We start from the raw sequence: 25,418 nt of genomic DNA, 5'->3' as shown, positions 1-25,418 counted from the left end.
GCGGACGAAATCCCCGGGGAGGAAACCATGGGAAATATCACGCTCAAGAACGTCTCCAAGTCCTTCGGGTCGACGACCATCATTCCGAATATCGACCTCGTCATCGAGGACGGCGAGTTCGTCGTGTTCGTCGGGCCGTCGGGCTGCGGCAAGTCCACGCTGCTGCGTCTGATCGCCGGTCTCGAGGACACCAGCGGCGGCACGATCAGCATCGATGGCCGCGACGTCACCCGCGAGGCGCCGGCCAAGCGCAAGCTTGCCATGGTTTTCCAGTCCTACGCGCTCTATCCGCATATGACGGTGGCCAAGAACATCGCCTTCCCGCTGAAGATGGCGGGCGAGGACCAGGCAACCATCGACAAGAAGGTGAAGGACGCCGCGCGCGTCTTGAACCTCACCAACTATCTCGAGCGCCGTCCGGGCCAGCTCTCCGGCGGCCAGCGCCAGCGCGTCGCCATCGGCCGCGCCATCGTGCGCCAGCCTTCGGCCTTCCTGTTCGACGAGCCGCTGTCCAATCTCGACGCGGCGCTGCGCGGCACCATGCGGCTGGAGATCAGCGAACTGCATCATCAGCTGAAGACGACGATGATCTACGTCACCCACGACCAGGTCGAGGCCATGACCATGGCCGACAAGATCGTCGTGCTCAATGCCGGCAACATCGAGCAGGTCGGCTCGCCGATGGAACTCTACAAGACGCCGAAGAACCTGTTCGTCGCCAGTTTCATCGGCTCGCCCAAGATGAACCTCATCGAAGGCGCGCCGGCCGACAAATACGGCGCCAAGACCATCGGCATCCGGCCGGAGCACATCAACATCTCGACCACGGCCGGCGACTGGAAGGCGACGGTCGGCGTTGCCGAGCATCTCGGCTCCGACACCTTCCTGCATGTCCAGACCGACGGCATCGGCACAATCAATGTGCGCGCCGACGGTGAGGTCGCGGTGAAGCACGGCGACACCGTCTATCTGACGCCCGACAGGGCCAAGCTCCATCGCTTCGGCGCCGACGGGAAGGCGCTCCTGCAATGAGGCTGAAAGGCAAATCGGCGCTGATCACCGGATCGGCGCGCGGCATCGGCAAGGCCTTCGCCGAAGCCTATGCGCGCGAAGGGGCAACTGTGGCGGTTGCCGATATCGATCTTCAGGCCGCGGAGAAGACGGCGGCCGGGATCGGAGGGAAGGCCTACGCCTTGAAGCTGGACGTCACCGACCAGGCCTCGATCGATGCCGCGGTGCAGGCGGTCGAGGCGAGGGCCGGCGGTCTGGACGTGCTGGTCAACAACGCGGCGATCTTCGATCTGGCGCCGATCGTGGAGATCACGAAGGCGAGCTATGAGAAGCTGTTCGCGGTCAATGTCGCCGGCACGCTGTTCATGCTGCAGGCCGCCGCCCGCTCGATGATCGCGGCTGGCCGGGGCGGCAGGATCATCAACATGGCGAGCCAGGCCGGCCGGCGCGGCGAGCCGCTGGTCGCCGTCTACTGCGCCACCAAGGCCGCGGTCATCTCGCTCACCCAGTCGGCCGGGCTCGACCTGATCAAGCATCGCATCAACGTCAACGGCATCGCCCCCGGCGTCGTCGAGAGCGACATGTGGGATCAGGTCGACGCGCTGTTCGCCAAGTACGAGAACCGGCCGAAGGGAGAGAAGAAGCGCTTGGTCGGCGAAGGCGTGCCTTACGGCCGCATGGGCAAGCCGGAGGACCTCGCCGGCATGGCCGTGTTCCTGGCCAGCGACGAGGCCGAATACATTGTCGCCCAGACCTACAACGTCGATGGCGGCCAATGGATGAGTTGAAGCGGATGAGTTGAGGGGGAAGGTGCTTCTCTCTTCCTCCGGAGAGAATGCGCCGCGGGGCTGGTGAGGGGCAGCGCGGAACAACCGCGCCGTCCCTCACCGCTCTCCCGATCGAGACGGAATTGTTGGGCTGCAGATCGGCCGAAGGGTAAGCAAGATGACCGTGAAACTCTCTTCCTCCAACCTCGCAACGCTTCCCTCGAAGGTTTCCGGCCCGAAATACGACCGCTCCTCGCTGAAAGCCGGCATCGTGCATTTCGGCGTCGGCAACTTCCACCGCTCGCATCAGGCCGTCTATCTCGACGACCTGTTCAATTCCGGGCTCGGACATGACTGGGCGCTGATCGGCGCCGGCGTGTTCGAGGGCGAAAAGCTCGGCCGTGCCAGGCTCGAGGAGCAGGACTGGCTGACCACGGTGGTCGAGCAGGACCAGGGCCATATGAGCGCCCGCGTCACCGGCGCCATGATCGACTTCCTGATGCCCGGGGATGCAAACGCGATCGTCGAGCAACTCGCCGATCCCGCGATACGGATCGTCTCGCTGACCATCACCGAAGGCGGATATTTCATCGATCCAGCCTCCGGCAAGTTCAACCCGGCCCATCCCGACATCGTTGCGGATGCTCAGCCAGGCGCGGTGCCGAAAACCGTCTTCGGCATCATCCTTGCCGGATTGCTGCGCCGGCGCGCCGACGGCATCGTGCCCTTCACCGTCATGTCCTGCGACAACATCCCTCACAATGGCCATGTCACTTCCGATGGCGTCATCGGCCTTGCCCGGCTGATCGACGAGGACCTGGCCGACTGGGTGCGGGACAAAGTCGCCTTCCCGAACGGCATGGTCGACCGCATCACGCCGGCCACCACCGACCGCGAGCGCGGCATCCTGGCCGGCGACTTCGGGCTGGACGACAACTGGCCGGTCTTCTGCGAGCCGTTCAAGCAATGGGTGCTGGAAGATCATTTCACCGCCGGCCGCCCGCCGCTTGAAAAGGCCGGCGTGCAGTTCGTCAAAGACGTCGCGCCCTATGAGCTGATGAAGATCCGCATTCTCAATGGCGGGCACGCCACCATCGCTTATCCGGCCGGGTTGATGGACATCCATTTCGTTCACGAGGCGATGCAGGAGCCGCTGGTGCGCGGCTTCCTCGCCAAGCTGGAGCGCGACGAGATCATCCCGACGGTGCCGCCGGTGCCCGACACTGTGCTGGAGGACTACTACCAGCTGATCGAACGCCGCTTCTCTAACCCGAAGATCGGCGACACCATCCGCAGGCTGTGCCTCGACGGCTCCAACCGGCAGCCCAAGTTCATCATCCCGACTATTGCCGACCGGCTGAAGGCGGGAAAAAGTATCACCGGCCTGGCGCTGGAATCGGCGCTCTGGTGCCGCTACTGCTTCGGCACCACCGACAGCGGCGCCGTCATCGAGCCGAACGATCCGAACTGGGACCGGATGCAGGCGAGCGCGAAAGCCGCCAAGGATGCGCCCGGCGCCTGGCTTGCCATGGAGGACATCTACGGCGATGTCGGCCGCTCCGCCGGCTTCGCCGGAGCCTTCGCCCATGCGCTGAACGCGCTGTGGGCGAACGGCGCGCGCGAAACCTTGACGCGCTATCTCGCCGGCAAGCTCTGAGTCCTGGAAACAGCCGGGATGACGCCCGATCTGGTCATCTTCGACTGTGACGGCGTGTTGGTCGATAGCGAAGCGCTGTCCGTCTCGGCGCTGCTCGACATGATCGAGCTTGCCGGCGGCACGGTCAGCGAAGATGCCGCCTATGAGCATTTCCTCGGCAAAAGCATGAAAAGCGTGCGCGAGATCCTCGGCCGCGATTTCGGGCTCGAAATCAGCGACCAGCACCTGACCGCCATGCGCTCCGAGCTGATGCGCAAATTCAGTGAGGAACTAGCGCCGATCCCCGGCATCAAGGAGATCCTGCCAAGGCTTGGTCTGCCTTATTGCGTCGCCTCTTCCGGCACGCTGGAGCGTATCCGCTACGCGCTCGACGTCACCGGCCTGCTGGCGTTGCTGGAGCCGCATCTTTTCAGCGCCGCCATGGTCAAGCGCGGCAAGCCGGCGCCGGATCTGTTTCTCCATGCCGCCGCCGCCATGCGCGCGCATCCGCGCAAATGCCTGGTCATCGAGGATAGCCCGGCCGGCATCGCGGCGGCACGGGCGGCCGGCATGCGGGTCTTTGCCTTCACCGGCGGTTCGCATGCCGACAACCCCGCCTTGAAGGCGCGGCTTGCGTCGACGGAACCGGACTCTATATTCGCTGACATGCTGCAATTGCCCGATCTGATTGCAGGCCTGGGAGCGAGAGTAAAAGCATCTTGACGACGAGTTTCGTTTGCGCGGTCGATGTCGGCACCGGGAGCGCTCGCGCGGGCATTCTCGACTCTGCCGGCAACCTGTTGGGGCGTGCCGAGCGGCCGATCGCCATGCACCAGCCGAAGGCCGATCACGCCGAGCATGATTCGCAGGATATCTGGTCGGCCGTCTGTGCCGCCGTACGTGCGGCGCGCGACAAAGCGAATGTCGCTGCCGCCGATATCGTCGGCATTTCCTTCGATGCCACCTGCTCGCTGGTCGTTCGCGACAGGCAGGGCGGCCAGCTCAGCGTCTCGGTCAGCGGCGAGAAGCGCTGGGACACCATCGTCTGGCTCGATCATCGCGCCATCGCCGAGGCCGACGAATGCACCAGGAGCGGCCATGCCGTGCTCGGCTATATCGGCGGCGTGATGTCGCCGGAGATGGAAACGCCGAAGCTGATGTGGCTGAAGCGCAACCTGCCCGGGACATGGAACGAAGCCGGCTATCTGTTCGATCTCGCCGATTTCCTGACCTGGAAGGCGACCGGCTCGCTCGCCCGCTCGCAATGCACGCTGACGGCCAAATGGACCTATCTCGCGCATGAGGAAACCGGTTGGCGACGCGATTTCTTCGCGCTCGTCGGCCTCGATGATCTCTTCGAGCACGGCAGCCTTCCGGAAAAGGCGAGCCCGGTCGGCGCCGATATCGGTCCGCTGACAGCGCAGGCCGCGGCCGAGCTCGGCCTGACCGAAAAATGCCGGGTCGGCGCAGGTCTCATCGACGCCTATGCCGGCGCGCTCGGTGTCCTCGGCGGCTTTGCCAGCGACGAGACGAATATCAGCCGTCATCTGGCGCTGATTGCCGGCACCTCGTCCTGCGTCATGGCGATGTCGCGGGACCCGCAGCCTTTCGACGGCGTCTGGGGGCCGTATTACGGCGCGGCCTTGCCGAAGCTGTGGCTGTCGGAGGGCGGCCAGTCGGCAACGGGCGCCTTGCTCGACCACATCATCCGCTGGCATGGCGCCGGCGGCGAGCCGGATGCGGCGATGCATGCCAGGATCGCCAGGCGCGTCACCGAGCTGCGCGCCGCGGAAGGCGAGGCGCTGGCGGCGCGGCTGCACGTCCTGCCGGATTTCCACGGCAACCGCTCGCCGCTTGCCGACCCGCACGCGGTCGGCGTCGTGAGCGGACTGACGCTGGATTCCTCCTTCGACAGCCTGTGCAGGCTCTACTGGCGCACCGCCGTCGGCATCGCGCTCGGCGTGCGCCATGTGCTCGAAGCGTTGAACGAGAACGGCTACCTGATCGACACGCTGCATGTCACCGGCGGCCACACTAAGAATCCGCTGCTGATGGAGCTTTATGCCGATGCCACCGGCTGCACCGTCATCGAGCCGCTGGCCGACGAGGCGGTGCTGCTCGGCACCGGCATGGTGGCGGCGACAGCTGCCGGTCTCTACCCCGACCTGAACGCGGCCTGCGTTGCCATGCAGCAGGGCGGCAAGACGCGTGCCTCGAACCCCGCCGCAGCCCCGCGCTTCGATCGCGACTACCGCATTTTCTTGGAAATGCACCGGCAGCGGCGCGCGCTCGACGCAATAGAATAGCGGACTTTCGCCGCCGGCCCACTCCCGCTGGCTCAATGGCTGGGCGCTCCTCCTGCTTGCCATTATGTCGCGTTTCGTTCACAAGACGACGCAAACGGCGCCCATTTTCGCCGTTTGCCTTGCGGCTTCCGGGCCTTTGTCCCGATGCGCCGCGGTCGGAAGAGCGGAAAATGTCTGTGATCGAAGCCGGCGCTCGCGCGCCGGAAAATCTTTGGCGTCAGGAAATCAGGGCGACGCTGGCGCTCGCCTGGCCGATGGTGCTCACCAATCTCGGCCAGACTGCCATGACCGCCACCGACGTCATGATGATGGGCCGTCTTGGCCCCGATACGCTGGCGGCCGGCGCGCTTGGCTCCAACATCTATTTCATGCCGCTGATCTTCGGGCTCGGCCTGATTTTGGCGACCTCGCCGATGATGGCGACGGAACTCGGTCGCCATCGCCATTCGGTGCGCGACCTGCGCCGCACCGTGCGCCAGGGTCTGTGGCTGGCGATCCTCGTTTCGGTGCCGATCTGGATCTTCCTCTGGCATGGCGAAGAGGTGCTGTTGGCGATGGGCCAGAAGCCGGAGCTGGCGCATCAGGCGGGCGTCTACCTGCATTGGCTGCAATGGGCGGTGCTGCCCTTCTATGGCTATATCGTGCTGCGCTCCTTCATCTCGGCGCTGGAGCGGCCGGGCTGGGCGCTGGCCATCGTCTTCGTCGCCGTCGCCTGCAACGTCTTCTTCAACTGGGTCTTCATGTTCGGCAATCTCGGCGTCCGCTCGATGGGCATTGCCGGATCCGGCCTTGCCACCACCTTATCCAGCACGCTGATGTTTGCCGGCTTGGCGGCGGTGGTGATGCTGGAAAAGAGGTTCCGCCGCTATCGCCTGTTCGGCCGTTTCTGGCGCTCCGACTGGCCCCGCTTCAAGGGTCTGCTTCGGCTTGGCCTGCCGATCGCCGGCATCCTCGCCTTCGAGGTGACGATCTTCAACGCCGCCGCACTCCTGATGGGCCTGATCGATGCGGACTCGCTGGCCGCGCACGCGATCGCCATTCAGATCGCCTCGATCAGCTTCATGGTGCCGCTCGGCCTCAACCAGGCGGTGACCGTGCGTGTCGGTCTCGCCCATGGCGCCGGCAATCCGCACGGCGTGTCGCGCGCCGGCTGGACCGCCTTTGTCATGGGCGTGTCCTTCATGGCGCTGATGGGGCTGGTGATGATCCTGTGCCCGCATCTTTTGATCAGCGCCTTCATCGACCTCGCCGATCCGGCCAATGCCAGGGTGATCACGCTTGCGGGGTCGTTCCTGGCCTTTGCGGCGCTGTTCCAGATCTTCGACGGCGCGCAGGCCGTCGCCGCCGGCATGCTGCGCGGCCTGCACGACACCAAGGTCCCGATGATCTATGCCGCGATCGGCTATTGGGGCATCGGCCTGCCGCTCGGCGTGCTGCTCGCTTTTCGTTTCGGCCTCCAGGGCGTCGGCATCTGGATCGGCCTGTCGTCGGGACTTGCCGTCGTCGCTGCCCTGCTGCTGGTGCGCTGGCTGCGGCGCGACCGCATCGCGCCTGCACTATCCTTCGGGCATTGAGAAACAAACGGCCGCGAGCCAACCCGCAGCCGTTTTCGTCTGGTCAGCTGCCGTCGGACGACATCGCGCCGAGCAGCCTGCGGATGTCGCCGAACCGCGCGATCGCGCCGAACACCAGCGCCGCCACCGCCACGAAGAACACCGACACCGCGGCCATGGTCGGCGTGTAGCCGTAGCGCAGCGCGTTGAAGATCTTGATCGGCAGGGTCTCGGTGGTGAAGCCGATCGTCATGTAGGCGACGATGTATTCGTTGAGCGACAGCACGAAGGCGAAGGCGTAGCCGGAGACGAGGTAAGGCAGGATCAGCGGCAGCACCACGGTCTTCAGCACCTTGCGGTCGTCGGCGCCCATGGTGGCGGCGGCCTCGACCAGCGAGCGGTCGATCGAGGCAAAGCCCAGCGACAGCGTCACCAGCGGCAGCGTCACGAAGAAGATCGCGTGGCTGATGATGGCGGTGAAGAACTGGCCGAACAGACCGACCGTCGCCCAGAAGCTGAGGAACCCGAGCGCCGTGATCACCGGCGGCAGGATGAAGGGCGCCAGCCCGAGCACCTGGAATATGTTCGCCCAGGGCGCGATCCGGCGCCACAGGAACCAGGCGAGCGGCAGCGCGATAGCGACTGCGATCGCCGCCGAGCACACCGCCAGTGTCACCGAATGGATCAGCGCCAGCCGCCATTCCGGATCGGTGAAGATCTGCGCATACCAGGCGAGCGAGAAGCCGACCGGCGGGAAGGTGAGTTCCTGCCGCGAGTTGATCGAGACGCCGGCGACGACGATGAGCGGCGCCGCCAGGAACAGCGCGACGACGGTGAAGTAAAGGCGGCGAAGCCAGGTGGCGGTCATAGCGCGTTCTCCTTGCGTCCGACGAGCAGCGTCATGCCGACCAGCGCCAATGAGATCAGCACCAGGAACACCGCCATCGCCGCCGCGAACGGCATGTTGGACTGGTAGATCGCCTGGTCGGTGATCAGCACCGACAGCGTCCAGTGCTGCGGCCGCCCGAGGATCTGCGGCAGCAGATAGGAGCCGAGCGCGAAAACGAAGACCATGATCAACGTCGCCACGATTGTGTTCCGGAGCGCCGGCGCAACGACGTTGAAGAAGGCCCTCACCGGCGAGGCGCCGAGCGTGCGCGCCGCCTCGAGCAGGGTCGGATCGAGGCGCACCAGCGCCGGGTAGAGCACCAGGATCGTGTAGGGCAGCGCCTGGTAGACCATGCCGGTCAGCACCGCGCCGAAGGTCGGCAGCAGCGCCACCGGCTTGTCCATCAAGCCGATCGCCACGAACAGGTTGGTGATCCCCGCGGTGCGCGAGAACAGCGTCGACCAGGCGAAGCCGATGATGACTTCCGACAGCGACAGCACCGAAAGCAGCCCGACCAGCCACAGGGTCTGCACATGGCGCGGCCGCTTGGTCAGGAGATAGGTGAAGGGAAAGGCGATCGCCACGCAGCAGACGGCGACCAGCACCGCCAGCATCAGCGAGAAACCGAGCACGCCGCCGAAGAAAGCGGACAGGAAGCGCGCGTAGTTGTCGATGACGAAATCCGGCGTGTAGAAGCCCGAGGGATTGCGCCTGAAGAAGCTCACCACGATCATCGTTGAGAACGGGATGACGAAGAAGATGATCAGCATCAGGCCCGGAAAGAACAGCGGCGTGTAGTCGGCTACCGACTTGGGGGTGTCGCGTCTCATGAGCCGAGCACCACGCAGCTTTCGGGCGGCAGCACGACGCCGACCTTGGCGCCGACCGGCACATCGTGACGCTGACGCGGTGTCGTCACCGCGACGATGCTGGTGCCGCCGACATCGATGAAGGTCTCGATCGTGCCGCCGAGATCGCGCACGAAGCTGACCTCGCCGTTGATACCACTGCCGGGCTTGCCCAGATGCACATCCTCCGGCCGGATCGACACCGAGGCTGTGCGCCACCCTGCCGGCATCGTGAGGCCTGGAATGGCGGTGCCGAGGATGGTGGTGCGCCCGGCGCTGTCGACCTCCGCCGGCAGCAGGTTGGTGATGCCGATGAAGTCGGCGACGAAGGCGTCGGCCGGCTTGCGGTAGATCTCGATCGGCGGCGCCGCCTGCAGGATTTTGCCGTGGCCCATGACCACGACGAGGTCGGCCATGGTCATGGCCTCGCGCTGGTCGTGGGTGACGACGATGGTGGTGATGCCGAGCCGCTGCTGCAGCTGGCGCAGTTCCACCTGCATTGCCTCGCGCAGCTTGGCGTCGAGCGCCGACAGCGGCTCGTCGAGCAGGAACAGCTTTGGCGACAGCGCCAATGCCCGGGCGATCGCCACGCGCTGGCGCTGGCCGCCCGACAATTTCGTCACCGGCCGGTCGGCGAAGCCGGGCAGATGGATCAGTGCCAGCAACTCGTCGACGCGCTTGCGCTGCTCGTCCTTGGAAGCGCCGCGGATGCGCAGCGCGTAGGAGATGTTGTCGCCGACCGACAAGTGCGGGAACAGCGCCAGCGACTGGAACACCATGCCGAGATTGCGCTTGTGCGTCGGCAGCGGCGTGATGTCATCGCCGTCGAGCAGGATGGCGCCGCTGGTCGGTTCTTCCAGCCCGGCGATCATGCGCAGCAACGTGGTCTTGCCGCAGCCCGATGGCCCGAGCAGGCACACGAAAGTGCCGTGCGGGACGTTCAGCTGGATATTGTCGACGGCGGCGAAGTTGCCGAATTTCTTGGTGATGCTGTTGATGTTGAGGCCGGACATGGCTCACCCCTCGTTGAACTGCGAGGACCGCCGGACAATGTCCGGCGGCCGGTCAGGTCGATGCTGTCAAGCGGCTCAGCCGACGATCAGCTCTGTCCACTTCTGGTTGATCCAGTCGGCCTTCGAGGTATAGAGGTCGTAGCGCGGGATGATCGGCTCGATGTCCGACGACACCGCGGCGAACTCTTCCGCCGTCAGGTCGAGCACCTCCTTCTTCAAGGTAGGCGTGGTGCCCACCTTGCGCGACATGACGCCTTGCATCGACGGCTCGCTCATGAAGTCGATGAAGGCGTGGGCCTCGTCGACCTTGGTCGAGGCGCGCGACAGCACCCAATTGCCGGAATCCTGGATGCCGCCTTCCTTCGGGAAGGTCGAGCGGACATGGAAGCCGTCGGCGGCGGCCAACCCGGTGACGTCGTGGTAATACTGGCCCATCGGGATCTCGCCCGACTTCAGCGCCTGCTCGAACTGCGCCTCGTCGCGATACCAGAGCCGCACGTTCGGCTTGACTTCGGCCAGCTTCTCGAACGCCTTGTTGAGCCCCTCCTCGGTATCGAGCGCGTTGGTGCCGCCCATGTATGTCTTGGCCGTCACCTCAAGCAGGAACGAGTTGGAGGCGAGCGCCAGCAGCCCGAGCTTGTCCTCATTGGCCTTGTCCCACAGGGCCGCCCACGACGTCGGCGCGTCCTTGTAGACGTCGGTGTTGGTGACCAGCGTGATCCACCAGGCCACCGCGCCGATGCCGGCGACGCGGCCGTCCGGATACTTGTTGACGAAGCGGGGCAACAGGTCGCCAAAGTGCTTGAACTTCGAGGTGTCGAGCGGCGTCCACAATTCGGTCGACTGGCCCTTCAAGGTCGAGGTCTGCGACATCATAGACAGATCCGCCGGCGCCTGGCCTGCCTTGGCCGCCTGCTCGAGCTGCACCAGCCAGGCTTCGCCGGTCGGCTCGGCGACGGATTCGATGGCAATGCCGGTCGCCTTGGTGAAGGCGGGGAAGACATGCTCGTCGAACGACTTCTTGAAGTAGCCGCCATAGACGCCGACCTTCAGCGACTTGTCTTGCGCCCGCAGGATCGCGGGCATGGCGAGCACGCCCGCCGCGGCCACGCCCGCGCCGAGCAGGCCGCGCCGCGTGATGGATTTTTCGATCAGTCCGTTCATCTCTATTCTCCTCTGTTTGTGCCGGTTGTCCGGCGGGTTCCCTCGGTTGCATTCCGCCGTCGGGCGGATCAGTGGGCCGCCGCTCGTTGCTCGAGCGCGCGGGCGTATTGCGTCAGTGGAAAGCACATGACGAAGAAGATCAGCGACACCAGCCCGTACACGGTGAACGGCTCGAATGTCGCGTTGTTGATGGCGTTGGAGGTCCTGACCAGTTCCTCGAAACCGATGATCGAGGTCAGCGCCGTCGACTTGATCAGCTGCACCAGGAAGCCGACGGTCGGCGCCCGCGTGATCGAGAAGGCCTGCGGCAGGATGATCAGCCTGAGTTCCTGCAAATAGTGCAGCCCGAGGCTGGCGCCGGCGTCCCACTGTCCGCGCGGCAGCGCGTCGACGCCGCTCCGCCAAATTTCGGCGAGATAGGCGCTGGCAAAGAAAGTGAGGCCGAGCACCGCCGCCGTCCACGGCTCGATGCGCAGTCCAAGCATCGGCAGGCCGAAGAACATCAGGAACAGCTGCATCAGCAGCGGCGTTCCCTGGAACAGCGCGATATAGCCGGAAGCGATGCGCCGCACCGTTCTGTTCTTGGCGATGCGGAAGAACAGGACCACCAGCCCGACCAGCGCACCGCCGACGAAGGCGGCGAGCGACAACAGCACCGTCCACCGGGCGGCGAGCAGCAGGTTGCGCAATATGTCCCAGAAGGTGAATTCGATCATGACACGCCGGCTCCAAGCGCGCGGCCGCCGCCGGCAACGAGCAGCCGGCGCAGTCCCATCGACAGGCCGAGATAGACCATGGTCACCACCAGGTAGGTCTCGAAGGCACGGAAGGTGCGAGCCTGCAGCATGTCGGCCTCATAGGTCAGCTCTCGCACCGCGATCTGCGAGACGACGGCCGACTCCAGCATCATGATGACGATCTGGCTGGTCAGCGCCGGGTAGATCACCTTGAGCGCCTGCGGCAGCACGATCTTGACGAACACCAGCCGCGGCCTCAGCCCGAGCGCGAGCGCCGCCTCCGTCTGCCCGCGCGGCACGGCGTCGAGCCCGGCGCCGACAATCTCGATCGTGTAGGCCGCCATGTTCAGCGTCATCGCCAGCATGGCAGCCAGGATCGGGTCGAGCCGCACGCCGAGGCTGGGCAGCCCGAAGAAGATGAAGAACAGCTGCACCAGAAATGGCGTGTTGCGCATCACCTCGACATAGACACCGATCGCCTGCCTGAGCAGCCGGGGGCCGTTCCTTTTTCCCGCCGCACCGAGGATGCTGAGGAACGTTCCCGCCAGCGTGGTGACGACGATCAAAAGCACCGTCGTCGCCGCGCCGCGCGCGATCGCGCCTGCCGCACCTGCAAGCCAGCCGAAGTCGAGGCTGTAGCCCATGGCGATGGATCCTGGCTTCCCTTCAAGCAATTCCAGGAAAATTGCGTCGCGGTTTTCCGTCCGGAATTGCGTAAAAAAATAGTTAGAGCGGTTCAGCGTTTCTTTGAAAGCTGAACCGCTCGAAGGCATCAATCCTTGAGGTTGTCGGGATTGAGCGGCGTCTTCAGCCAGGCCTTGGAGCTCTCGTCGAGCTTGCCGTCGGCCAGCATCTTGGCGACCGCGTCGTTGACCGCCTGCTTCAGCCGGTCCTCGTTCTTGTTGAGGCCGATATGCGAGGGCGAGGTCAGCAGCTGAAATTTCTGCTCCGGCTGCAGCGCGTCCTGCTTGGCCAGCACCTGGGCGCCGACGTCGTTGCCGACCACCATCAGCTGCGTCTGGCCGGCGATGAAGGCCTGGATGACCGAATTGTAGTTGTCGAAACGGCGGATGTCGGCGGAAGCCGGGGCCGCTTCGGTCAGCGAGGTGTCTTCCAGCGTGCCGCGGTTGACGGCGATCGACTTCTCGGCGAGGTCTTCCTTGCCTTTGACGGCGAGCGCGGCCGGGCCGATGACGGCGATGTAGTAGGGTGCGTAGGCGGCGGCGAAATCGATCACCTCGGCGCGCTCTTTCGAGTAGCCGACGCTCATCAGTATGTCGACGCGCTTGTCGGTCAGATACGGGATGCGGTTCTGGCCGGTGACGCTGACCAGGTTGAGCTTCACCTTCAGCGAATCGGCGATCGCCTGCGCGACGTCGATGTCATAGCCCTTGATGCTCATGTCGGCGCTGGCCGAGGAGAAGGGCGGAAAGTCCGAGAAGATGCCCACGTTGATAGCGCCGGCCTTGGTGATGTCGTCGACGGCATCGGCCCGCGCCTGCGTGGCGAGGCAGGCGGCCCCGAGCATCATGGCTGCTGCGAAGGCGGATTTCAGTGCGTTGTGAAAAGTCATGGTGGTTCCCCTGCTGGAAGCTTGTTGTTGAATCCGGCCGCCGGCTCCAGCGCGGCGGTCGTATTGGCTAGAGCAATTCCAGGAAAGTGGACCCGGTTCAGGCTTGGCGACTTCGCCATAGCTTCCGTCTGGAATTGCGTGAAAACAAAGAGTTGGTTCAGTCCTTCTTGATCGCCGGGCTGAACACCATCAGGCTCAGGATCTCGAACAGGACCTGGGCGCCGACATGGGCTGTGTTGGTGGTAGCGTCGTACTGCGGCGCCACCTCGACGACGTCGCCGCCGACGATGTTGAGGCCCTTTAGTCCGCGCAGCAGTTCCAGCACCTCGCGCGTCGTCAGCCCGCCGACCTCGGGCGTGCCGGTGCCCGGCGCGAAGGCCGGATCGATGCTGTCGACGTCGAAGGAAACGTAGGTCGGGCCGTCGCCGACTATTTTGCGCGCCTTTTCGATGATGGCGGGAATGCCGAGGCCGGTCACCTCCTCGGCGTGCACGACCGTCATGCCGGACTCGTAGGTGAACTCCCACAGATATTCGGCCGAGCCGCGGATGCCGATCTGGATCGTGCGCGACGGGTCGAGCACGCCGTCCAGCACCGCGTTGCGGAACGGCCCGCCATGGTGGAACTTCGTCATGTCGAACAGGCCGCTGGTATCGCAGTGGGCGTCGATATGGATCATCCCGACCGGAGCGTGCTTGCCCACGGCCTTCAGGATCGGGTGGCTGATCGAGTGATCGCCGCCGACCGAGAGCGGGATGACGCCGGCGTCGACGATCTGGTTCATTCGGCGCTCGATGTCGTCATGGCTGGTCTCCAGCCGGTACCGGCTCTGGAACGGCACGTCGCCGATATCGGCGACCTTCAGCTCATGCGTCGGTGCGCATTCCAGCACATGGTTGTAGGGGCCGATGCGCTCGATGGCGCGCAGCGCCCGCGGCCCGAAGCGCGAGCCCGGTCGGTTGGTGACGCCGAGATCCATCGGCACGCCGATCATCGCCACCTGCAGGTCGCCGAAATCCGGATTGTCGGCAGCCACCTGACGGTAGGGCGCGGCAAGGAAGGTCGGGATGCCCGAATAGGGCGCCAGCCGCGTCCCGCTCTTGTTGAAGATCTTGTCGGCGACCTTGCGGAACTTCGGATCGAACATTTCGCCGCCATGGCTCTCGCCATATTTGCGGCGCAACGCTTCGAGCTTGCCGCGATCGTAACCCATGCTCTGTCCTCCTCTACGACTGATGGATGCCTGTGCGGACCTCGCGGTGCCGACCACCATACGGGTCGGACCGCTGCGCGCAGGCTGCCTGCAGTTTTCACGTCATGAAGCTGTTATGGGCGAAGTGTCGGGCAGCTGCTTTCAAAAATCAATTGATATTGTTAGGGTGATCATTGTGAGAAAATCTCACAACCTTCTGGTGATTGCCGATGCCCAAACGCCTGCCGCCGCTGAACCCGCTGCGCGCCTTCGAGGCGACGGCGCGCCATGCCTCGCTGAGCAAGGCCGCGGGTGAATTGAATGTCACCCACGGCGCCATCAGCCACCAGATCAAGGCGCTCGAGCAGTCGCTCGGCGTCAGCCTGTTCGAGCGGGCCGGCCAGAGGGTCAAGCTGACGCCGCACGGCGCCGAGCTCCTGCCGGCCGTGTCGGCGGCCTTCGACGGCATTGCTGCCGCCACGCAGCGCATGACGAGGCCCGCCAGCGCCGGCACGCTCTCGGTCTCCTGCGTTCCGGCGCTGCTTCTGTTGTGGATGGCGCCGCGGCTGGGCTCCTTCACCGCCCGCTACCCGGACATCCGGCTGACGCTGATGCCGTCCAACGATGCCAGGGACATCCGCGCCCCGCACATCGACGTCTGCGTGCACTATGGCGATGGCAGCTGGACGGATTGCTGGATGCGCAAATGGTCGGGCCTCGAACTGTTTCCCGTGGTCAGCCCGACGCTGATCAACAACCGTCCGATCCGCAGCGTTCGCGACCTCGCCGACCATGTCTTCCTGCATGGCGACGATGGCCGCGAATGGCACACCTGGCTGGCCGCCGCCGATGCGCTCGATCTGGAACGCGGCCGCCGCCATCATCTGGGCGACGCACGCACGGCGGCGGAAGCCGCCGTCCACGGGCACGGCGTAGCGCTGGGGGACTCGGTAACGGCGCGTGCCCTGCTCGCCCGAGGCATGCTCGTCGCACCCTTCACGCTATCGGTGCCGGCGGTCGACGACTTCTACGTCGTCTGCCGCAACGAGATGCGCTTGACGCCGATCGTCCAGCTTTTCATCGACTGGCTGTTTGCCGAGAAGGAACAGGACGAAGGCCGCGCCGATGCGCCGGTCGCCGGCCGCCTGCCCAGCCGCAGGAAACGCCCAGCGCTCAAGGTCATCGGCGCCCGCACATCGTCCTGATCGCTGGACTTGCCCGGTTGCTTTTTGTCGGGCCAGCCCGCAAACCGGGCAGAACTTTCGAAAATTGGATGCTAAGAGGCTTTCGGAGCAGTTCCAGGAAATGTGTTTGGCAGGTTCCCTCCGGGGAATTGCTCAAACAAGAAGCTAGAGCGAACAGCGAAGGCGGCGGCAGGACATGGCAAAGACCGATATAGCGCGGCGCGTCTACAACCACACTTGGAAGCTCGATCCGATCGTCCGCAGCCTGCTGGACACCGACTTCTACAAGCTTCTGATGCTGCAGATGATCTGGGGCATGTACCCCAAGGTCGAAGCCACCTTTTCGCTGATCAACCGCACCACCTCGGTGCGGCTTGCCGACGAGATCGACGAGGGCGAATTGCGCGAGCAGCTCGACCATGCCCGCACCCTGCGCTTTTCCAAGAAGGAGATGATCTGGCTGGGCGGCAACACCTTTTACGGCCGCAAGCAGATATTCGAGCCGGAATTCCTGGCCTGGCTGGAGAACTTCCGGCTGCCGGAATACGAGCTTTCGAAGCGCGACGGCCAGTTCGAGCTCTCCTTCGCCGGCCCCTGGATGTACACGACGCTCTGGGAAATCCCGGCGCTCGCCATCATCAACGAGTTGCGCTCGCGCGCCGCCATGCGCTCCTTCGGCCAGTTCGCGCTCGACGTTCTCTATGCGCGCGCCAAGGCCAAGATGTGGGACAAGACCGAGCGACTGAAAGCCTTGCCGGGCATCCGCATCTCCGACTTCGGCACGCGCCGCCGCCACTCCTTCCTGTGGCAGCGCTGGTGTGTCGAGGCGCTGAAGGAAGGCATCGGCGAAGCATTCACCGGCACCTCCAACGTGCTTTTGGCCATGGACAACGACCTGGAGGCGCTCGGCACCAATGCGCATGAATTGCCGATGGTGTTTGCCGCTCTCGCCAATTCCGAGAAGGAACTGAAAGAATCGCCCTACAAGGTGCTGCAGGATTGGCAGCGCTACTATGGCGGCAATCTATTGATCGTGCTGCCCGACACGTTCGGCACATCTGCGTTCCTGCGCGATGCCCCGGATTGGATCGCCGACTGGACCGGCTTCCGCCCCGACAGCGCGCCGCCGATCGAAGGCGGCGAGAAGATCCTCTCCTGGTGGCGCGAGAAGGGCAGGGACCCGAAACAGAAGCTGCTGATCTTCTCCGACGGTCTCGAGGTCGAGACCATCGAGGAGACCTATCGCCACTTCAAGGGCAAGGTGCGCATGTCCTTCGGCTGGGGCACCAACCTCACCAACGATTTCGAAGGCTGCGCGCCGACCGAGACCAACAGCCTCGACGCCATCTCGCTGGTCTGCAAGGTCAGCGAAGCCAACGGCCGGCCGGCGGTCAAGCTCTCGGACAATCCGGCCAAGGCGACGGGCGACGAGAAGGAGATCAAACGGTATCTCCAGATCTTTGGCGAGAAGGATCGGGTGAGGCAGCTGGTCAAGGTGTGAGACCGCCAGCCAAATGGAAATCTCGCATAGCTTGAGTTCCCGCCCACCCCCCTCTGTCCTGCCGGACATGTCCGGCAGGACAGAGGGGGGTGCGAAGGATCTCGACTCGGCAGATAACTGCCCTTGGACATTCGCAGTAGTCGCTGCCCTCGTCCTCCCCACCCCCGCCTTCGCCCACGCCTCCGACCGCGGCCATGTCCTGCTTCTGCCGACCGGCTATTACATCGCCGGCGGTGCGCTGGCCGTGGCCGTCAGCTTCCTCGCTCTCGCGCTGCTGCCGCCTGCCGCCCTCGACCGCTTCTGGCGCAGACGCCTCGCCTTGTTCGTCTTCGCAGACAGCCCGCGCACGATCGTCAGCCTGCTTTCTTTTGCCGGCTTTGCACTTTTGATCGCTGCCGGCCTGTTCGGCAGTCGTGACCCGCTCTCCAACCCTTTGCCGCTGGTGATCTGGACCCTGCTCTGGGCCGGCTTCACGCTGCTGCAAGGCGTGTTCGGCGACCTCTGGTCATGGCTCAATCCCTGGTACGGACCGTGGCGTGTCGCTGCTCGCCTCTTCCGGCTTTCGGGCGACGGAACACAACAGTTACGCCTGCCGAGATGGTTCGGGGTCTGGCCGGCTTTCGTGCTGTTCTTCGCCTTCGCCTGGTTCGAGCTGATCGATCCGGCGCCCGACGATCCCTCCCGCCTGGCCTCGGCCGCCGGCGCCTACTGGTTGCTCAGCTTCGTCGCCATGCTTGCCTTTGGCTATGGCGACTGGAGCCGGCGCGGCGAATTCCTGACCATCTTCTTTTCCATGGTCGCCCGCTTCGCGCCTGTTCAGCGCGAAGAAGGCCGGCTCAGTCTCTGCTGGCCGGGCGCGAAGCTGCTCGCCGCCGAGCCCTTGCCGCTGAGCGGCATGGCCTTCTTGTTGCTGGCGCTGTCCTCGGTATCCTTCGACGGCCTGTCGAAGACGTTCTTCTGGCTTGGCCTGTTCGGCGTCAATCCGCTGGAGTTTCCCGGTCGCACCGCGCTGATCGGCATCGGCAGCCTCGGCCTGGTGCTCACCTTCGTCCTGCTCGCGGCCGTGTTCGCGCTCGCCGTTCTTCTCGGCCAGCGTCTTGTCGGTGGACGCTCGTTCAAGGAATCTGCCGGTCTGTTGGTGTGGTCGATCGTTCCGATCGCGCTTGCCTATCACATCGCGCATTACCTGACCGCGCTGCTGGTCGACGGCCAATATGCGCTGGTCGCCTTGTCGGATCCGTTCGCGCTCGGCTGGAACCTGTTCGGCACCGCCGACAGGCTGGTCGAGGCCGGCGTCGCCGCCGGCGCCGCGTCGGCCTGGTGGCTGTGGAATGTTCAGGCTGGCGTCATCATTGCCGGCCATGTGCTGGCCGTGCTTGTCGCGCATGGCCTCGCCTGGCGGCTGCATCCGCAGCCCTCGCGCGCCGCGCTCAGCCAGCTTCCGCTGACCCTGTTGATGATCGCCTACACCATCTTCGGCCTATGGCTGCTCGCCACGCCGACAGCGGGCTGAGAGTGTCCTTCGGGAAGCTCGCTTGCCACGTCGGAGCTTTGGTGATTTAGTTTGTACACATGCAATTTTCGTGTCCTCCGACAGAGGAGGATCGCGCCGCCTTATCGCTGGTCAGAACTGAAAAAACAGGGGAACGGACATGGCTGACAAGAACGGATTCTTCGACCTCTCCAAGACAAGGCTTTCCCGCCGCACCGCGCTGAAGGGCATCGCCGCCGGCGCCGGCCTTGCGCTTGCGCCCGGCTTCGTCCGCTATAGCCAGGCGCAGAGCTCGGCGCCGATCAAGATCGGCTTCCAGTCGCACCGCACCGGCATCGGCGCCGCCTACGGCCGTTGGTACGAGAAGACGAGCGCCGCCGCGGTCAAGGCGATCAACGACGCCGGCGGCATAGGCGGCCGCCAGGTCGAGCTGGTGATCGAGGATGACGGCACCGATCCCGCCCGCGGCGCCGAGGTGGTTGCCAAGTTCGCCACCCAGCACAAGACCGACATCGTCTTCGGCACGCTGTTCTCGCATGTCGTGATCGGCTCGGCCCCCGCCGCCGGCGAGAACAAGATCCCCTATTTCGTGGTCAGCGAAGGCCATCATGTCGCCTCGACCAAGCTCAATCGCTACGTCTTCCAGCCCGGCATCACCGATGTGAAGAGCCAGATCCAGTCGATGGCGCCTTGGATCGCCGCCAATGCCGGCAAGAAGGTAACGCAGATATTCCCCGACTTCGCCTTCGGCTACGACCATCGCGACTACCTGCCGCCGGCGTTGAAGGCGCAAGGCGGCGACGTCATCGCGCAGATCGCCATCCCGCCGACGGAGTCGTCCTTCACCAAATACTTCCCGCAGATTCCGGCCGAGACCGAGGTGATCTACCACGTCATGGTCGGCCCGGCCGTGCTCACCTTCGTCAAGGAGCTCGGCGAGTTCTACGGATCGAACCGTCCGCAGCTGTTCGGCTTCATGGACTCGCTCGAGGCGACCGACATCAACAGCCCCGGTCTCGAGTTCCTCGACGGCAGCCATTTCTGGGAGGGCTCGCCGCGCTATGCGCAGCCCGGTGACTCCGCCGCACAGAAGACCTACCGCGCCGCCGTCGGCATCGACGACAACGGCGCCGCCGTCGGTGATCCCAAGGACGTCTCCACCGCTTCGCACATGTTCGGCTGCTGGGAGACGCTCTACGTCGTCAAGAAGGCGATGGAGGACGCCGGCTACAAAGGGCCGGAAGACCGCGCCAAGCTGGTCGAGGCCACCGAAGCGCTGACCGAATTCGCCGAGGGACCGGAGCATCCGCAGGGTCCGAAAACCTTCAACGGCAAGATCCACCAATGCTTCGGCATCCAGAACATCTCCAAGGTCGAGGGCGGCAAGCTCAAGGTGGTGCACAAGACCAAGATCGAGGACGGCCTCTACGAGCCGGAAGGGGATTACACGACGCAGCCGCTGTGAGCGTTGACGTTTCACCGAGCGTGAGCGCCAAGCCACCCCCCTCTGTCCTGCCGGACATCCCGGCAGGGCAGAGGGGGGTGCACTCGGCGCCAGCCTGTGTGTAATCCATGCATTTCGGACCCCATCTCCTCCTTGCCGCGCTCGAAGGCCTCGTCACGTCCGCCGTGCTGGCGCTGACGGCGCTTGGGCTGTCGCTGGTGTTCGGTGTCATGCGCGTCGTCAACGTCGCACATGGCGAGTTCTTCATGCTGGGCGCGGTGCTTGCCTGGGCGATCTCGACGATGATCGCGGGCCATCCGGCGATCGGCTTCGTGGCCGCGCTCGTGATCGCGCCCCTGGTGGTCGGGCTGGTCGCGCTGATCGCCGAACGGCTGGTGCTGCGCCGGCTGAATTATAATCCTGAAGGCACCATCGTCGCCACCATCGGCATGCTCTACATCATCCAGCAGCTGGCGCTGACCTTCTACGGGCCGGAGGCGCGCCCGGTCGAGCCGCCCTTCAGCTATCGCATCCTGCTGCCGTGGTTCGGCTATTCCGGCTACAAGCTGTCGGTGGTTGCCGCCTCCGCGCTGCTGCTCGTCCTGACCTGGCTGGTGCTGACCCGCACCAAAATCGGCTTGGTCATGCGCGCCACCCAGTATGATCGCGAGACGGCGCAGGCCTTCGGCATCCCGGTCGAGCGCGTCTATGCCGGCGTCTTCGCCATCGGCGCCATGCTTGCCGCGACCGCCGCGGTGCTGATCGTGCCGATCAGCCAGGCGCATTACCTGATGGGGCAGGACCCGCTGCTGCTGTCCTTCATCGTCGTCATCATCGGCGGCTTGGGCTCGTTGCGCGGCACCGTGATCGCCGCCATCCTGATCGGCATCTCCGACGGCATCATCTCGGTGTTCTTCTCGCCGACTTTGGCCAAGATCATCGCCACGCTGGTGGTTGCCATGGTGCTGGTGTTCAGGCCGCAAGGGTTGTTCGGGACGACGCCGCGATGACGGAGACTTCGCCGGCAAAAATCTATGCGCTGCATATCGGCGTCATCGCGCTTCTGTTCGTGCTGAATTTCATTCTGCCGGACTACCATCAGGGTCTCTTTGCCCGCATCATGACGCTCGCAGTCTTCGCCACGGGCTATAATCTGCTCTTCGGCTATGTCGGCCTGCTCAGCCTCGGCCACGCCATGTTTTTTTCCGCCGGCCTCTACGGAGCGGGGTTGACCGTTTATCATCTCGGCTGGGGCGTACCGGAAGCCTTCATTGCCGGGATCGCCTGCGGCGCGCTGCTCGCCTTGCTCATCGGCCTGCTTGCGCTGCGCACATCGGGAGTGGCGTTCATGATCGTCACCATGATGTTCGCGCAGATCTTTTATCTGCTGATCCTGTATTTTGCCGCCTGGACCGGCGGCGACCAGGGCCTGGTCATCCAGCAGGCGGCGCGCACGCTGAGCTTCGGCGGCGCCTCGCTCGACCTCACCAACCCCAACGTGCGCTACATGAGCGCGCTGGCGCTGTTCTCGCTCGTGCTGATCGCTTCCCTTGCCGTCGTCCGCTCCCGCTTCGGCCGCGTGCTGGTCGCCATTCGCGAGAATGAGGAGCGCACCAAGATGCTCGGCTACGATACGGTCGCCAACAAGATCGCCGCCGTGGTCTTGTCCGGCACGATCTGCGCTGCCTCCGGCGCGGCCTATGCGCTGCTGTTCGGCTATATCGGCTCGAGTTTCGCCTCGGTGCAATATTCGATCCTGCCGCTGCTGTGGGTGCTGCTCGGCGGCGCCGCGACGGCGCTGGGGCCGCTCGTCGGCACGCTGTTCATGTATTACGTCACCGACATCGCCAGCAGCTTCACCTCAGCCTATCTTTTGATCGTCGGCATCGCGCTCATTCTGCTTGTGCTGTTCTTTCCGAAGGGCATTCTGGGCAGCATTCGCCAACGCTGGCTCGGGTGGTTGCCATGATGCCGCTGCTCACCACCAAGGGGCTGTCGCGCCATTTCGGCGGCCTGCGCGCCGTCGATGGCGTCGATTTCGCCCTGATGCCTGGCGAAATTCGCGCCATCATCGGCCCCAACGGCGCCGGCAAGACCACCTTCGTCAGCCTGCTCAGCGGCCGCATCCAGCCAAGCTCAGGCATGATCCTCTTCGATGGTGCCGATATCACCAGCATGGCGGCCTATCGCAGGGTTCGCCTCGGCGTCGCCTATACGTTCCAGATCACCAGCGTCCTCGCCAACCTCACGGCCTTTGACAATGTCGCGCTGCCGGTGCAGCGCACGCTGACCGACGGCCGCTCGAAGGGCGCGGTCAGGACCGGCGTCATGGCGGCGCTGGAGCGCACGGGGCTTGCTGACCGCGCCGGAACGCTTGCCGGGCACCTATCCTATGGACATCAGCGCTTGCTGGAAGTTGCGATGGGCCTGGCGCTGAAGCCGCGTCTGCTGATCCTGGACGAGCCGACGCAAGGCCTCGCCGACAGCGAGATCGACAATTTCATCGAGCTGGTGCGCGACATCGCCAAGAGCGCGACCGTGCTGCTCATCGAGCACAACATGCCGGTGGTCATGGAGCTTGCCGACCGGATCACGGTTTTCAATTCGGGAAAGATTCTCGCCGAGGGCACGCCGGAGCAGATCCGCGCCAACGCCCAAGTCCAGGATGCCTATCTCGGAGCGACCCATGGCTGATCCGCTCATGGTCGATCCCCTCATGGTCGACCAAGGTCTGCTCTCCATATCCGGGCTCGAATGCTTCTACGGCGAGGTCCAGGTGCTTTACGGCCTCGACCTGGTCCTCAACAAGGGCGAGGTGCTTTGCCTGTTCGGCCGCAACGGCGCCGGCAAGACGACGACGCTGAAGGCGATCATGGGACTGGTGCCGGCGGCGGCCGGCTCGATCAGGCTGGACGGCAAGGAGCTGACCGGGCTTGCCGCGCATGACGTGCCGAAGGCCGGCGTCGCCTATGTGCCGCAGGGCAGGCGGCTGTTCGCCGAGATGAGCGTGGCGGAAAACATCGAGATCGGGTTGATGGCGCGCGGCAAGGGCAAGGCGACGCGCGACAAAGTGCTCGATCTCTTCCCCTTGCTCAGGGAGCGGCTGAAACAGCGTTCCGGCACGCTGTCCGGCGGCGAACAGCAGATGCTTGCCATGGCGCGCGCGCTCTGCCTCGAGCCGCAGGTGCTGCTGCTCGACGAGCCGACCGAAGGGCTGATGCCGTCGATGATCGCCAAGATCCGCGAGACGGTGGCCAAGCTGCGCGGGCTCGGCGTCTCGACGGTCCTGGTCGAGCAGCGCGTCGACGCCGTGCTGTCGGTCGCCGACCGCGTCTGCTTCATCGAGAACGGCCGCAACCGCGAGACGGTCGACGTCGAGGAGCTGCGTGCCGATCCGTCGGCAGTCCGGCGATATGTGGGGGTTGGATAAGGCGTCGAGTTCGCTGTCCGTGCCAAGATTCTTCGAGCGTCGGGCTGCCCTCATGGCCCCTGCCGGGCATTTCTCCCTGTGAACGGTCTGTGAACGGGGAGAAAGAGGCTGGCTGCGGCCTCGGCGCCCATTCTACAGCGTCGGCGATGACAGTGCCCTTCTGTCCGTTCACGGGGAGAAGATGGCGGCAGCCAGATGAGCGGCGGCGCAGGCGGTGGAAGTTGAATAGCTCAGCTCACCCGAAAAACAAAAATCCCGCGATCAAAAAGGCCGGAATCAGCACCAGGCCCGACCAAGCCATGTAGGCGAAGAAGCCGGGCATCTTCACGCCGCTGTGTCGGGCAATGGCGTAGACCATGAAGTTCGGCGCATTGCCGATATAGGTGTTGGCGCCCATGAACACGGCGCCGGCCGAAATTGCGGCGAGCGTCGATGCGGCCTCGGTCATCAGGTGCTGCGCATCGCCGCCGGCCAGCTCGAAGAACACCAGATAGGTCGGCGCGTTGTCGAGGAAGGATGACAGCCCTCCGGTCAGCCAGAAATAGGCGAGGTCATTGGGCTGGCCATCGGCCGACGTGACCAGCGAAACCAGCGGCGCCAGCGCGCCGTCCATCCCGGCCCGCAGGATGGCGATGACCGGCACGATGCAGATGAAGATGCCGGCAAAGAGCTTAGCCACCTCGGCTATAGGCCCCCAGTTGAACCCGTTCGCGGCGCGATACTCCTTGCGCGAGACGGCGAGCGAGACGAAGGCGGTGATCAGGATGATTGCATCGCGCACGACGTTCTGCAGCTCGAGGTGAACGCCGAGGACCGGGATACTAACGCCCGGCTTCCAGCTCGCGGATAGCAGGATCGCGCCGATGACGCCGGCAAGCAGCGGCACATTGGGCAGGCCACGGATGCGCACCTTGGTGTCCGGGGTCGGGTCCTTGATCTTGGGCGCGCCGGCCTCGCGTCGGTGCAAGAGAATGTCGATCGCCAGGAACACCGCGAGCACCAGGCCGCCGACGAACAGCGTGTCGGGCAGAATGTGCACCGTGGTCCAGAAGAAGTCGACGCCGCGCAGGAAGCCGACGAACAGCGGCGGGTCGCCGAGCGGCGTCAGCGAGCCGCCGATGTTGGACACCAGGAAGATGAAGAAGATCACCACATGCGCGTTGAACGGCCGGTTGTCGTTGGCGCGCAGGATCGGCCGGATCAGGATCATCGAGGCGCCGGTCGTGCCGATCACCGAGGCCAGGATCGCGCCGACAAGCAGCAGGCCGGCATTGACCAGCGGCGTGCCGTGAATGTTGCCGGCAACGAGGATGCCGCCGGAAATGGTGAACAGCGCGAACAAAAGGATGATGAAGGAAAGATACTCGGTAAGCACCGTGTGCAGCACCGCCGCGCTTGCCGACGGGAGGCCGAAGGCAAGAGCAAGCGGAACGACGGCAAGTGCGGCCCAGGTGGCGGCGATCTTGCCGTAGTGGTGCTCCCAGAGATGCGCAAACAATAACGGTCCTGTCGCGATCGACAGCAGCAGTCCCGCAAAGGGCAGCGCCCACCAGAGCGACATCGCGGCGCCGGGGAGGTCGTGCGCCTCGGCGGCGAAGGCTGGTTGCGGAAAAACCGTCATGGCCGCGGCAATCGCGCCCGCAGCCAAAGCTCCCGCCATGTCTGTGAAGCTCCCTCG

Annotated in this window: 23 protein-coding genes; 14 read left to right on the top strand and 9 right to left on the bottom strand. The window is 64.8% G+C overall.

The annotated features are described in order from the left end of the window. Positions 1 to 27 precede the first annotated feature (27 nt). From EJ074_RS14780 to EJ074_RS14755, 6 genes are all read left to right on the top strand, one after another. Positions 28 to 1,032, top strand: coding sequence for an ABC transporter ATP-binding protein (locus EJ074_RS14780; protein ID WP_095805075.1), 1,005 nt, complete (start codon positions 28 to 30; stop codon positions 1,030 to 1,032). Continuing rightward, the gene (locus tag EJ074_RS14775) at positions 1,029 to 1,799 is read left to right on the top strand and encodes an L-iditol 2-dehydrogenase (RefSeq protein ID WP_095805074.1); all 771 of its coding nucleotides are present in this window, start codon (positions 1,029 to 1,031) and stop codon (positions 1,797 to 1,799) included. Before EJ074_RS14780 ends, EJ074_RS14775 begins: the two co-directional genes overlap by 4 nt. Positions 1,800 to 1,956: 157 nt before the next feature. After that, a complete protein-coding gene (locus tag EJ074_RS14770) occupies positions 1,957 to 3,435 on the top strand; it encodes a mannitol dehydrogenase family protein (protein WP_095805073.1) in 1,479 nt (492 codons plus the stop codon). 18 nt (positions 3,436 to 3,453) lie between these two features. After that, positions 3,454 to 4,137, top strand: coding sequence for an HAD family hydrolase (locus tag EJ074_RS14765; protein WP_095805072.1), 684 nt, complete (start codon positions 3,454 to 3,456; stop codon positions 4,135 to 4,137). Continuing rightward, positions 4,134 to 5,720 (top strand): FGGY-family carbohydrate kinase, encoded by a 1,587-nt coding sequence (locus EJ074_RS14760; RefSeq protein ID WP_095805071.1) that lies wholly within the window; start codon positions 4,134 to 4,136, stop codon positions 5,718 to 5,720. Before EJ074_RS14765 ends, EJ074_RS14760 begins: the two co-directional genes overlap by 4 nt. Positions 5,721 to 5,890: 170 nt before the next feature. After that, entirely contained in the window at positions 5,891 to 7,294 is a 1,404-nt protein-coding gene (locus tag EJ074_RS14755) for an MATE family efflux transporter (protein WP_095805070.1), read from the top strand. A 43-nt stretch (positions 7,295 to 7,337) separates the two neighbouring features. Here EJ074_RS14755 and EJ074_RS14750 read toward each other — a convergent pair whose 3' ends face one another. From EJ074_RS14750 to speB, 8 genes are all read right to left on the bottom strand, one after another. Then, positions 7,338 to 8,141 carry an ABC transporter permease gene (locus EJ074_RS14750; protein ID WP_095805069.1) on the bottom strand — a complete coding sequence of 268 codons (804 nt, stop codon included), beginning with the start codon at positions 8,139 to 8,141 and terminating at the stop codon, positions 7,338 to 7,340. After that, complete coding sequence (locus EJ074_RS14745; RefSeq protein WP_095805068.1) at positions 8,138 to 8,992, bottom strand: ABC transporter permease; 855 nt, start codon at positions 8,990 to 8,992, stop codon at positions 8,138 to 8,140. The genes EJ074_RS14750 and EJ074_RS14745 overlap by 4 nt, the downstream gene beginning before the upstream one ends. Continuing rightward, complete coding sequence (locus EJ074_RS14740; protein WP_095805067.1) at positions 8,989 to 10,023, bottom strand: ABC transporter ATP-binding protein; 1,035 nt, start codon at positions 10,021 to 10,023, stop codon at positions 8,989 to 8,991. The genes EJ074_RS14745 and EJ074_RS14740 overlap by 4 nt, the downstream gene beginning before the upstream one ends. Positions 10,024 to 10,098: 75 nt before the next feature. Further along, on the bottom strand, positions 10,099 to 11,178 hold the full coding sequence (locus EJ074_RS14735) for an extracellular solute-binding protein (protein ID WP_095805418.1): 1,080 nt from the start codon (positions 11,176 to 11,178) through the stop codon (positions 10,099 to 10,101). Between the two features lie 77 nt (positions 11,179 to 11,255). After that, the gene (locus EJ074_RS14730) at positions 11,256 to 11,903 is read right to left on the bottom strand and encodes an amino acid ABC transporter permease (protein WP_095805066.1); all 648 of its coding nucleotides are present in this window, start codon (positions 11,901 to 11,903) and stop codon (positions 11,256 to 11,258) included. Further along, on the bottom strand, positions 11,900 to 12,568 hold the full coding sequence (locus tag EJ074_RS14725; RefSeq protein ID WP_095805417.1) for an amino acid ABC transporter permease: 669 nt from the start codon (positions 12,566 to 12,568) through the stop codon (positions 11,900 to 11,902). Before EJ074_RS14725 ends, EJ074_RS14730 begins: the two co-directional genes overlap by 4 nt. 128 nt (positions 12,569 to 12,696) lie before the next feature. Next, positions 12,697 to 13,497: a transporter substrate-binding domain-containing protein gene (locus EJ074_RS14720; protein WP_095805065.1), complete on the bottom strand. Its 801-nt coding sequence runs from the start codon at positions 13,495 to 13,497 to the stop codon at positions 12,697 to 12,699. 157 nt (positions 13,498 to 13,654) lie between these two features. Beyond that, positions 13,655 to 14,710: an agmatinase gene (gene speB, locus EJ074_RS14715; RefSeq protein ID WP_095805064.1), complete on the bottom strand. Its 1,056-nt coding sequence runs from the start codon at positions 14,708 to 14,710 to the stop codon at positions 13,655 to 13,657. Between the two features lie 209 nt (positions 14,711 to 14,919). Here speB and gcvA point away from each other — a divergent pair, with 209 nt between their 5' ends. The 8 genes from gcvA to EJ074_RS14675 all read left to right on the top strand — a co-directional run bounded on the left by gcvA (position 14,920) and on the right by EJ074_RS14675 (position 23,740). Then, positions 14,920 to 15,894 (top strand): transcriptional regulator GcvA, encoded by a 975-nt coding sequence (gene gcvA, locus EJ074_RS14710; protein WP_095805063.1) that lies wholly within the window; start codon positions 14,920 to 14,922, stop codon positions 15,892 to 15,894. A gap of 175 nt (positions 15,895 to 16,069) precedes the next feature. Beyond that, complete coding sequence (gene pncB, locus EJ074_RS14705) at positions 16,070 to 17,374, top strand: nicotinate phosphoribosyltransferase (RefSeq protein ID WP_095805062.1); 1,305 nt, start codon at positions 16,070 to 16,072, stop codon at positions 17,372 to 17,374. Positions 17,375 to 17,441: 67 nt separating this feature from the next. After that, on the top strand, positions 17,442 to 18,887 hold the full coding sequence (locus tag EJ074_RS14700; RefSeq protein WP_095805061.1) for a hypothetical protein: 1,446 nt from the start codon (positions 17,442 to 17,444) through the stop codon (positions 18,885 to 18,887). A gap of 139 nt (positions 18,888 to 19,026) precedes the next feature. Then, complete coding sequence (locus tag EJ074_RS14695; RefSeq protein WP_095805060.1) at positions 19,027 to 20,331, top strand: ABC transporter substrate-binding protein; 1,305 nt, start codon at positions 19,027 to 19,029, stop codon at positions 20,329 to 20,331. A gap of 107 nt (positions 20,332 to 20,438) precedes the next feature. Further along, positions 20,439 to 21,320 (top strand): branched-chain amino acid ABC transporter permease, encoded by an 882-nt coding sequence (locus tag EJ074_RS14690; RefSeq protein ID WP_129553550.1) that lies wholly within the window; start codon positions 20,439 to 20,441, stop codon positions 21,318 to 21,320. Beyond that, on the top strand, positions 21,317 to 22,279 hold the full coding sequence (locus tag EJ074_RS14685; RefSeq protein ID WP_095805058.1) for a branched-chain amino acid ABC transporter permease: 963 nt from the start codon (positions 21,317 to 21,319) through the stop codon (positions 22,277 to 22,279). The genes EJ074_RS14690 and EJ074_RS14685 overlap by 4 nt, the downstream gene beginning before the upstream one ends. Then, positions 22,276 to 23,004 carry an ABC transporter ATP-binding protein gene (locus EJ074_RS14680; RefSeq protein WP_095805057.1) on the top strand — a complete coding sequence of 243 codons (729 nt, stop codon included), beginning with the start codon at positions 22,276 to 22,278 and terminating at the stop codon, positions 23,002 to 23,004. Before EJ074_RS14685 ends, EJ074_RS14680 begins: the two co-directional genes overlap by 4 nt. Then, on the top strand, positions 22,997 to 23,740 hold the full coding sequence (locus EJ074_RS14675; protein WP_245420302.1) for an ABC transporter ATP-binding protein: 744 nt from the start codon (positions 22,997 to 22,999) through the stop codon (positions 23,738 to 23,740). Before EJ074_RS14680 ends, EJ074_RS14675 begins: the two co-directional genes overlap by 8 nt. A 235-nt stretch (positions 23,741 to 23,975) precedes the next feature. On the opposite strand, the gene EJ074_RS14670 is transcribed toward EJ074_RS14675, so the two are convergent. Further along, positions 23,976 to 25,400 (bottom strand): sodium:proton antiporter, encoded by a 1,425-nt coding sequence (locus tag EJ074_RS14670; RefSeq protein ID WP_176478335.1) that lies wholly within the window; start codon positions 25,398 to 25,400, stop codon positions 23,976 to 23,978. Positions 25,401 to 25,418 lie beyond the last annotated feature (18 nt).

Origin of the sequence: Mesorhizobium sp. M3A.F.Ca.ET.080.04.2.1 (assembly GCF_003952525.1) — a bacterium.
Lineage (GTDB): Bacteria > Pseudomonadota > Alphaproteobacteria > Rhizobiales > Rhizobiaceae > Mesorhizobium.
The sequence above is the reverse complement of the archived record's forward strand: the minus strand, read 5'-3'. Positions and strand labels throughout refer to the sequence as shown.

Coding starts and splice junctions, on each gene's coding strand:
- EJ074_RS14780 (WP_095805075.1), top strand. CDS start 28: ATGGGAAATATCACGCTCAAGAACGTCTCCAAGTCCTTCGGGTCGACG.
- EJ074_RS14775 (WP_095805074.1), top strand. CDS start 1,029: ATGAGGCTGAAAGGCAAATCGGCGCTGATCACCGGATCGGCGCGCGGC.
- EJ074_RS14770 (WP_095805073.1), top strand. CDS start 1,957: ATGACCGTGAAACTCTCTTCCTCCAACCTCGCAACGCTTCCCTCGAAG.
- EJ074_RS14765 (WP_095805072.1), top strand. CDS start 3,454: ATGACGCCCGATCTGGTCATCTTCGACTGTGACGGCGTGTTGGTCGAT.
- EJ074_RS14755 (WP_095805070.1), top strand. CDS start 5,891: ATGTCTGTGATCGAAGCCGGCGCTCGCGCGCCGGAAAATCTTTGGCGT.
- EJ074_RS14750 (WP_095805069.1), bottom strand. CDS start 8,141: ATGACCGCCACCTGGCTTCGCCGCCTTTACTTCACCGTCGTCGCGCTG.
- EJ074_RS14745 (WP_095805068.1), bottom strand. CDS start 8,992: ATGAGACGCGACACCCCCAAGTCGGTAGCCGACTACACGCCGCTGTTC.
- EJ074_RS14740 (WP_095805067.1), bottom strand. CDS start 10,023: ATGTCCGGCCTCAACATCAACAGCATCACCAAGAAATTCGGCAACTTC.
- EJ074_RS14730 (WP_095805066.1), bottom strand. CDS start 11,903: ATGATCGAATTCACCTTCTGGGACATATTGCGCAACCTGCTGCTCGCC.
- EJ074_RS14725 (WP_095805417.1), bottom strand. CDS start 12,568: ATGGGCTACAGCCTCGACTTCGGCTGGCTTGCAGGTGCGGCAGGCGCG.
- EJ074_RS14720 (WP_095805065.1), bottom strand. CDS start 13,497: ATGACTTTTCACAACGCACTGAAATCCGCCTTCGCAGCAGCCATGATG.
- speB (WP_095805064.1), bottom strand. CDS start 14,710: ATGGGTTACGATCGCGGCAAGCTCGAAGCGTTGCGCCGCAAATATGGC.
- gcvA (WP_095805063.1), top strand. CDS start 14,920: ATGCCCAAACGCCTGCCGCCGCTGAACCCGCTGCGCGCCTTCGAGGCG.
- pncB (WP_095805062.1), top strand. CDS start 16,070: ATGGCAAAGACCGATATAGCGCGGCGCGTCTACAACCACACTTGGAAG.
- EJ074_RS14700 (WP_095805061.1), top strand. CDS start 17,442: ATGTCCGGCAGGACAGAGGGGGGTGCGAAGGATCTCGACTCGGCAGAT.
- EJ074_RS14695 (WP_095805060.1), top strand. CDS start 19,027: ATGGCTGACAAGAACGGATTCTTCGACCTCTCCAAGACAAGGCTTTCC.
- EJ074_RS14690 (WP_129553550.1), top strand. CDS start 20,439: ATGCATTTCGGACCCCATCTCCTCCTTGCCGCGCTCGAAGGCCTCGTC.
- EJ074_RS14685 (WP_095805058.1), top strand. CDS start 21,317: ATGACGGAGACTTCGCCGGCAAAAATCTATGCGCTGCATATCGGCGTC.
- EJ074_RS14680 (WP_095805057.1), top strand. CDS start 22,276: ATGATGCCGCTGCTCACCACCAAGGGGCTGTCGCGCCATTTCGGCGGC.
- EJ074_RS14675 (WP_245420302.1), top strand. CDS start 22,997: ATGGCTGATCCGCTCATGGTCGATCCCCTCATGGTCGACCAAGGTCTG.
- EJ074_RS14670 (WP_176478335.1), bottom strand. CDS start 25,400: ATGGCGGGAGCTTTGGCTGCGGGCGCGATTGCCGCGGCCATGACGGTT.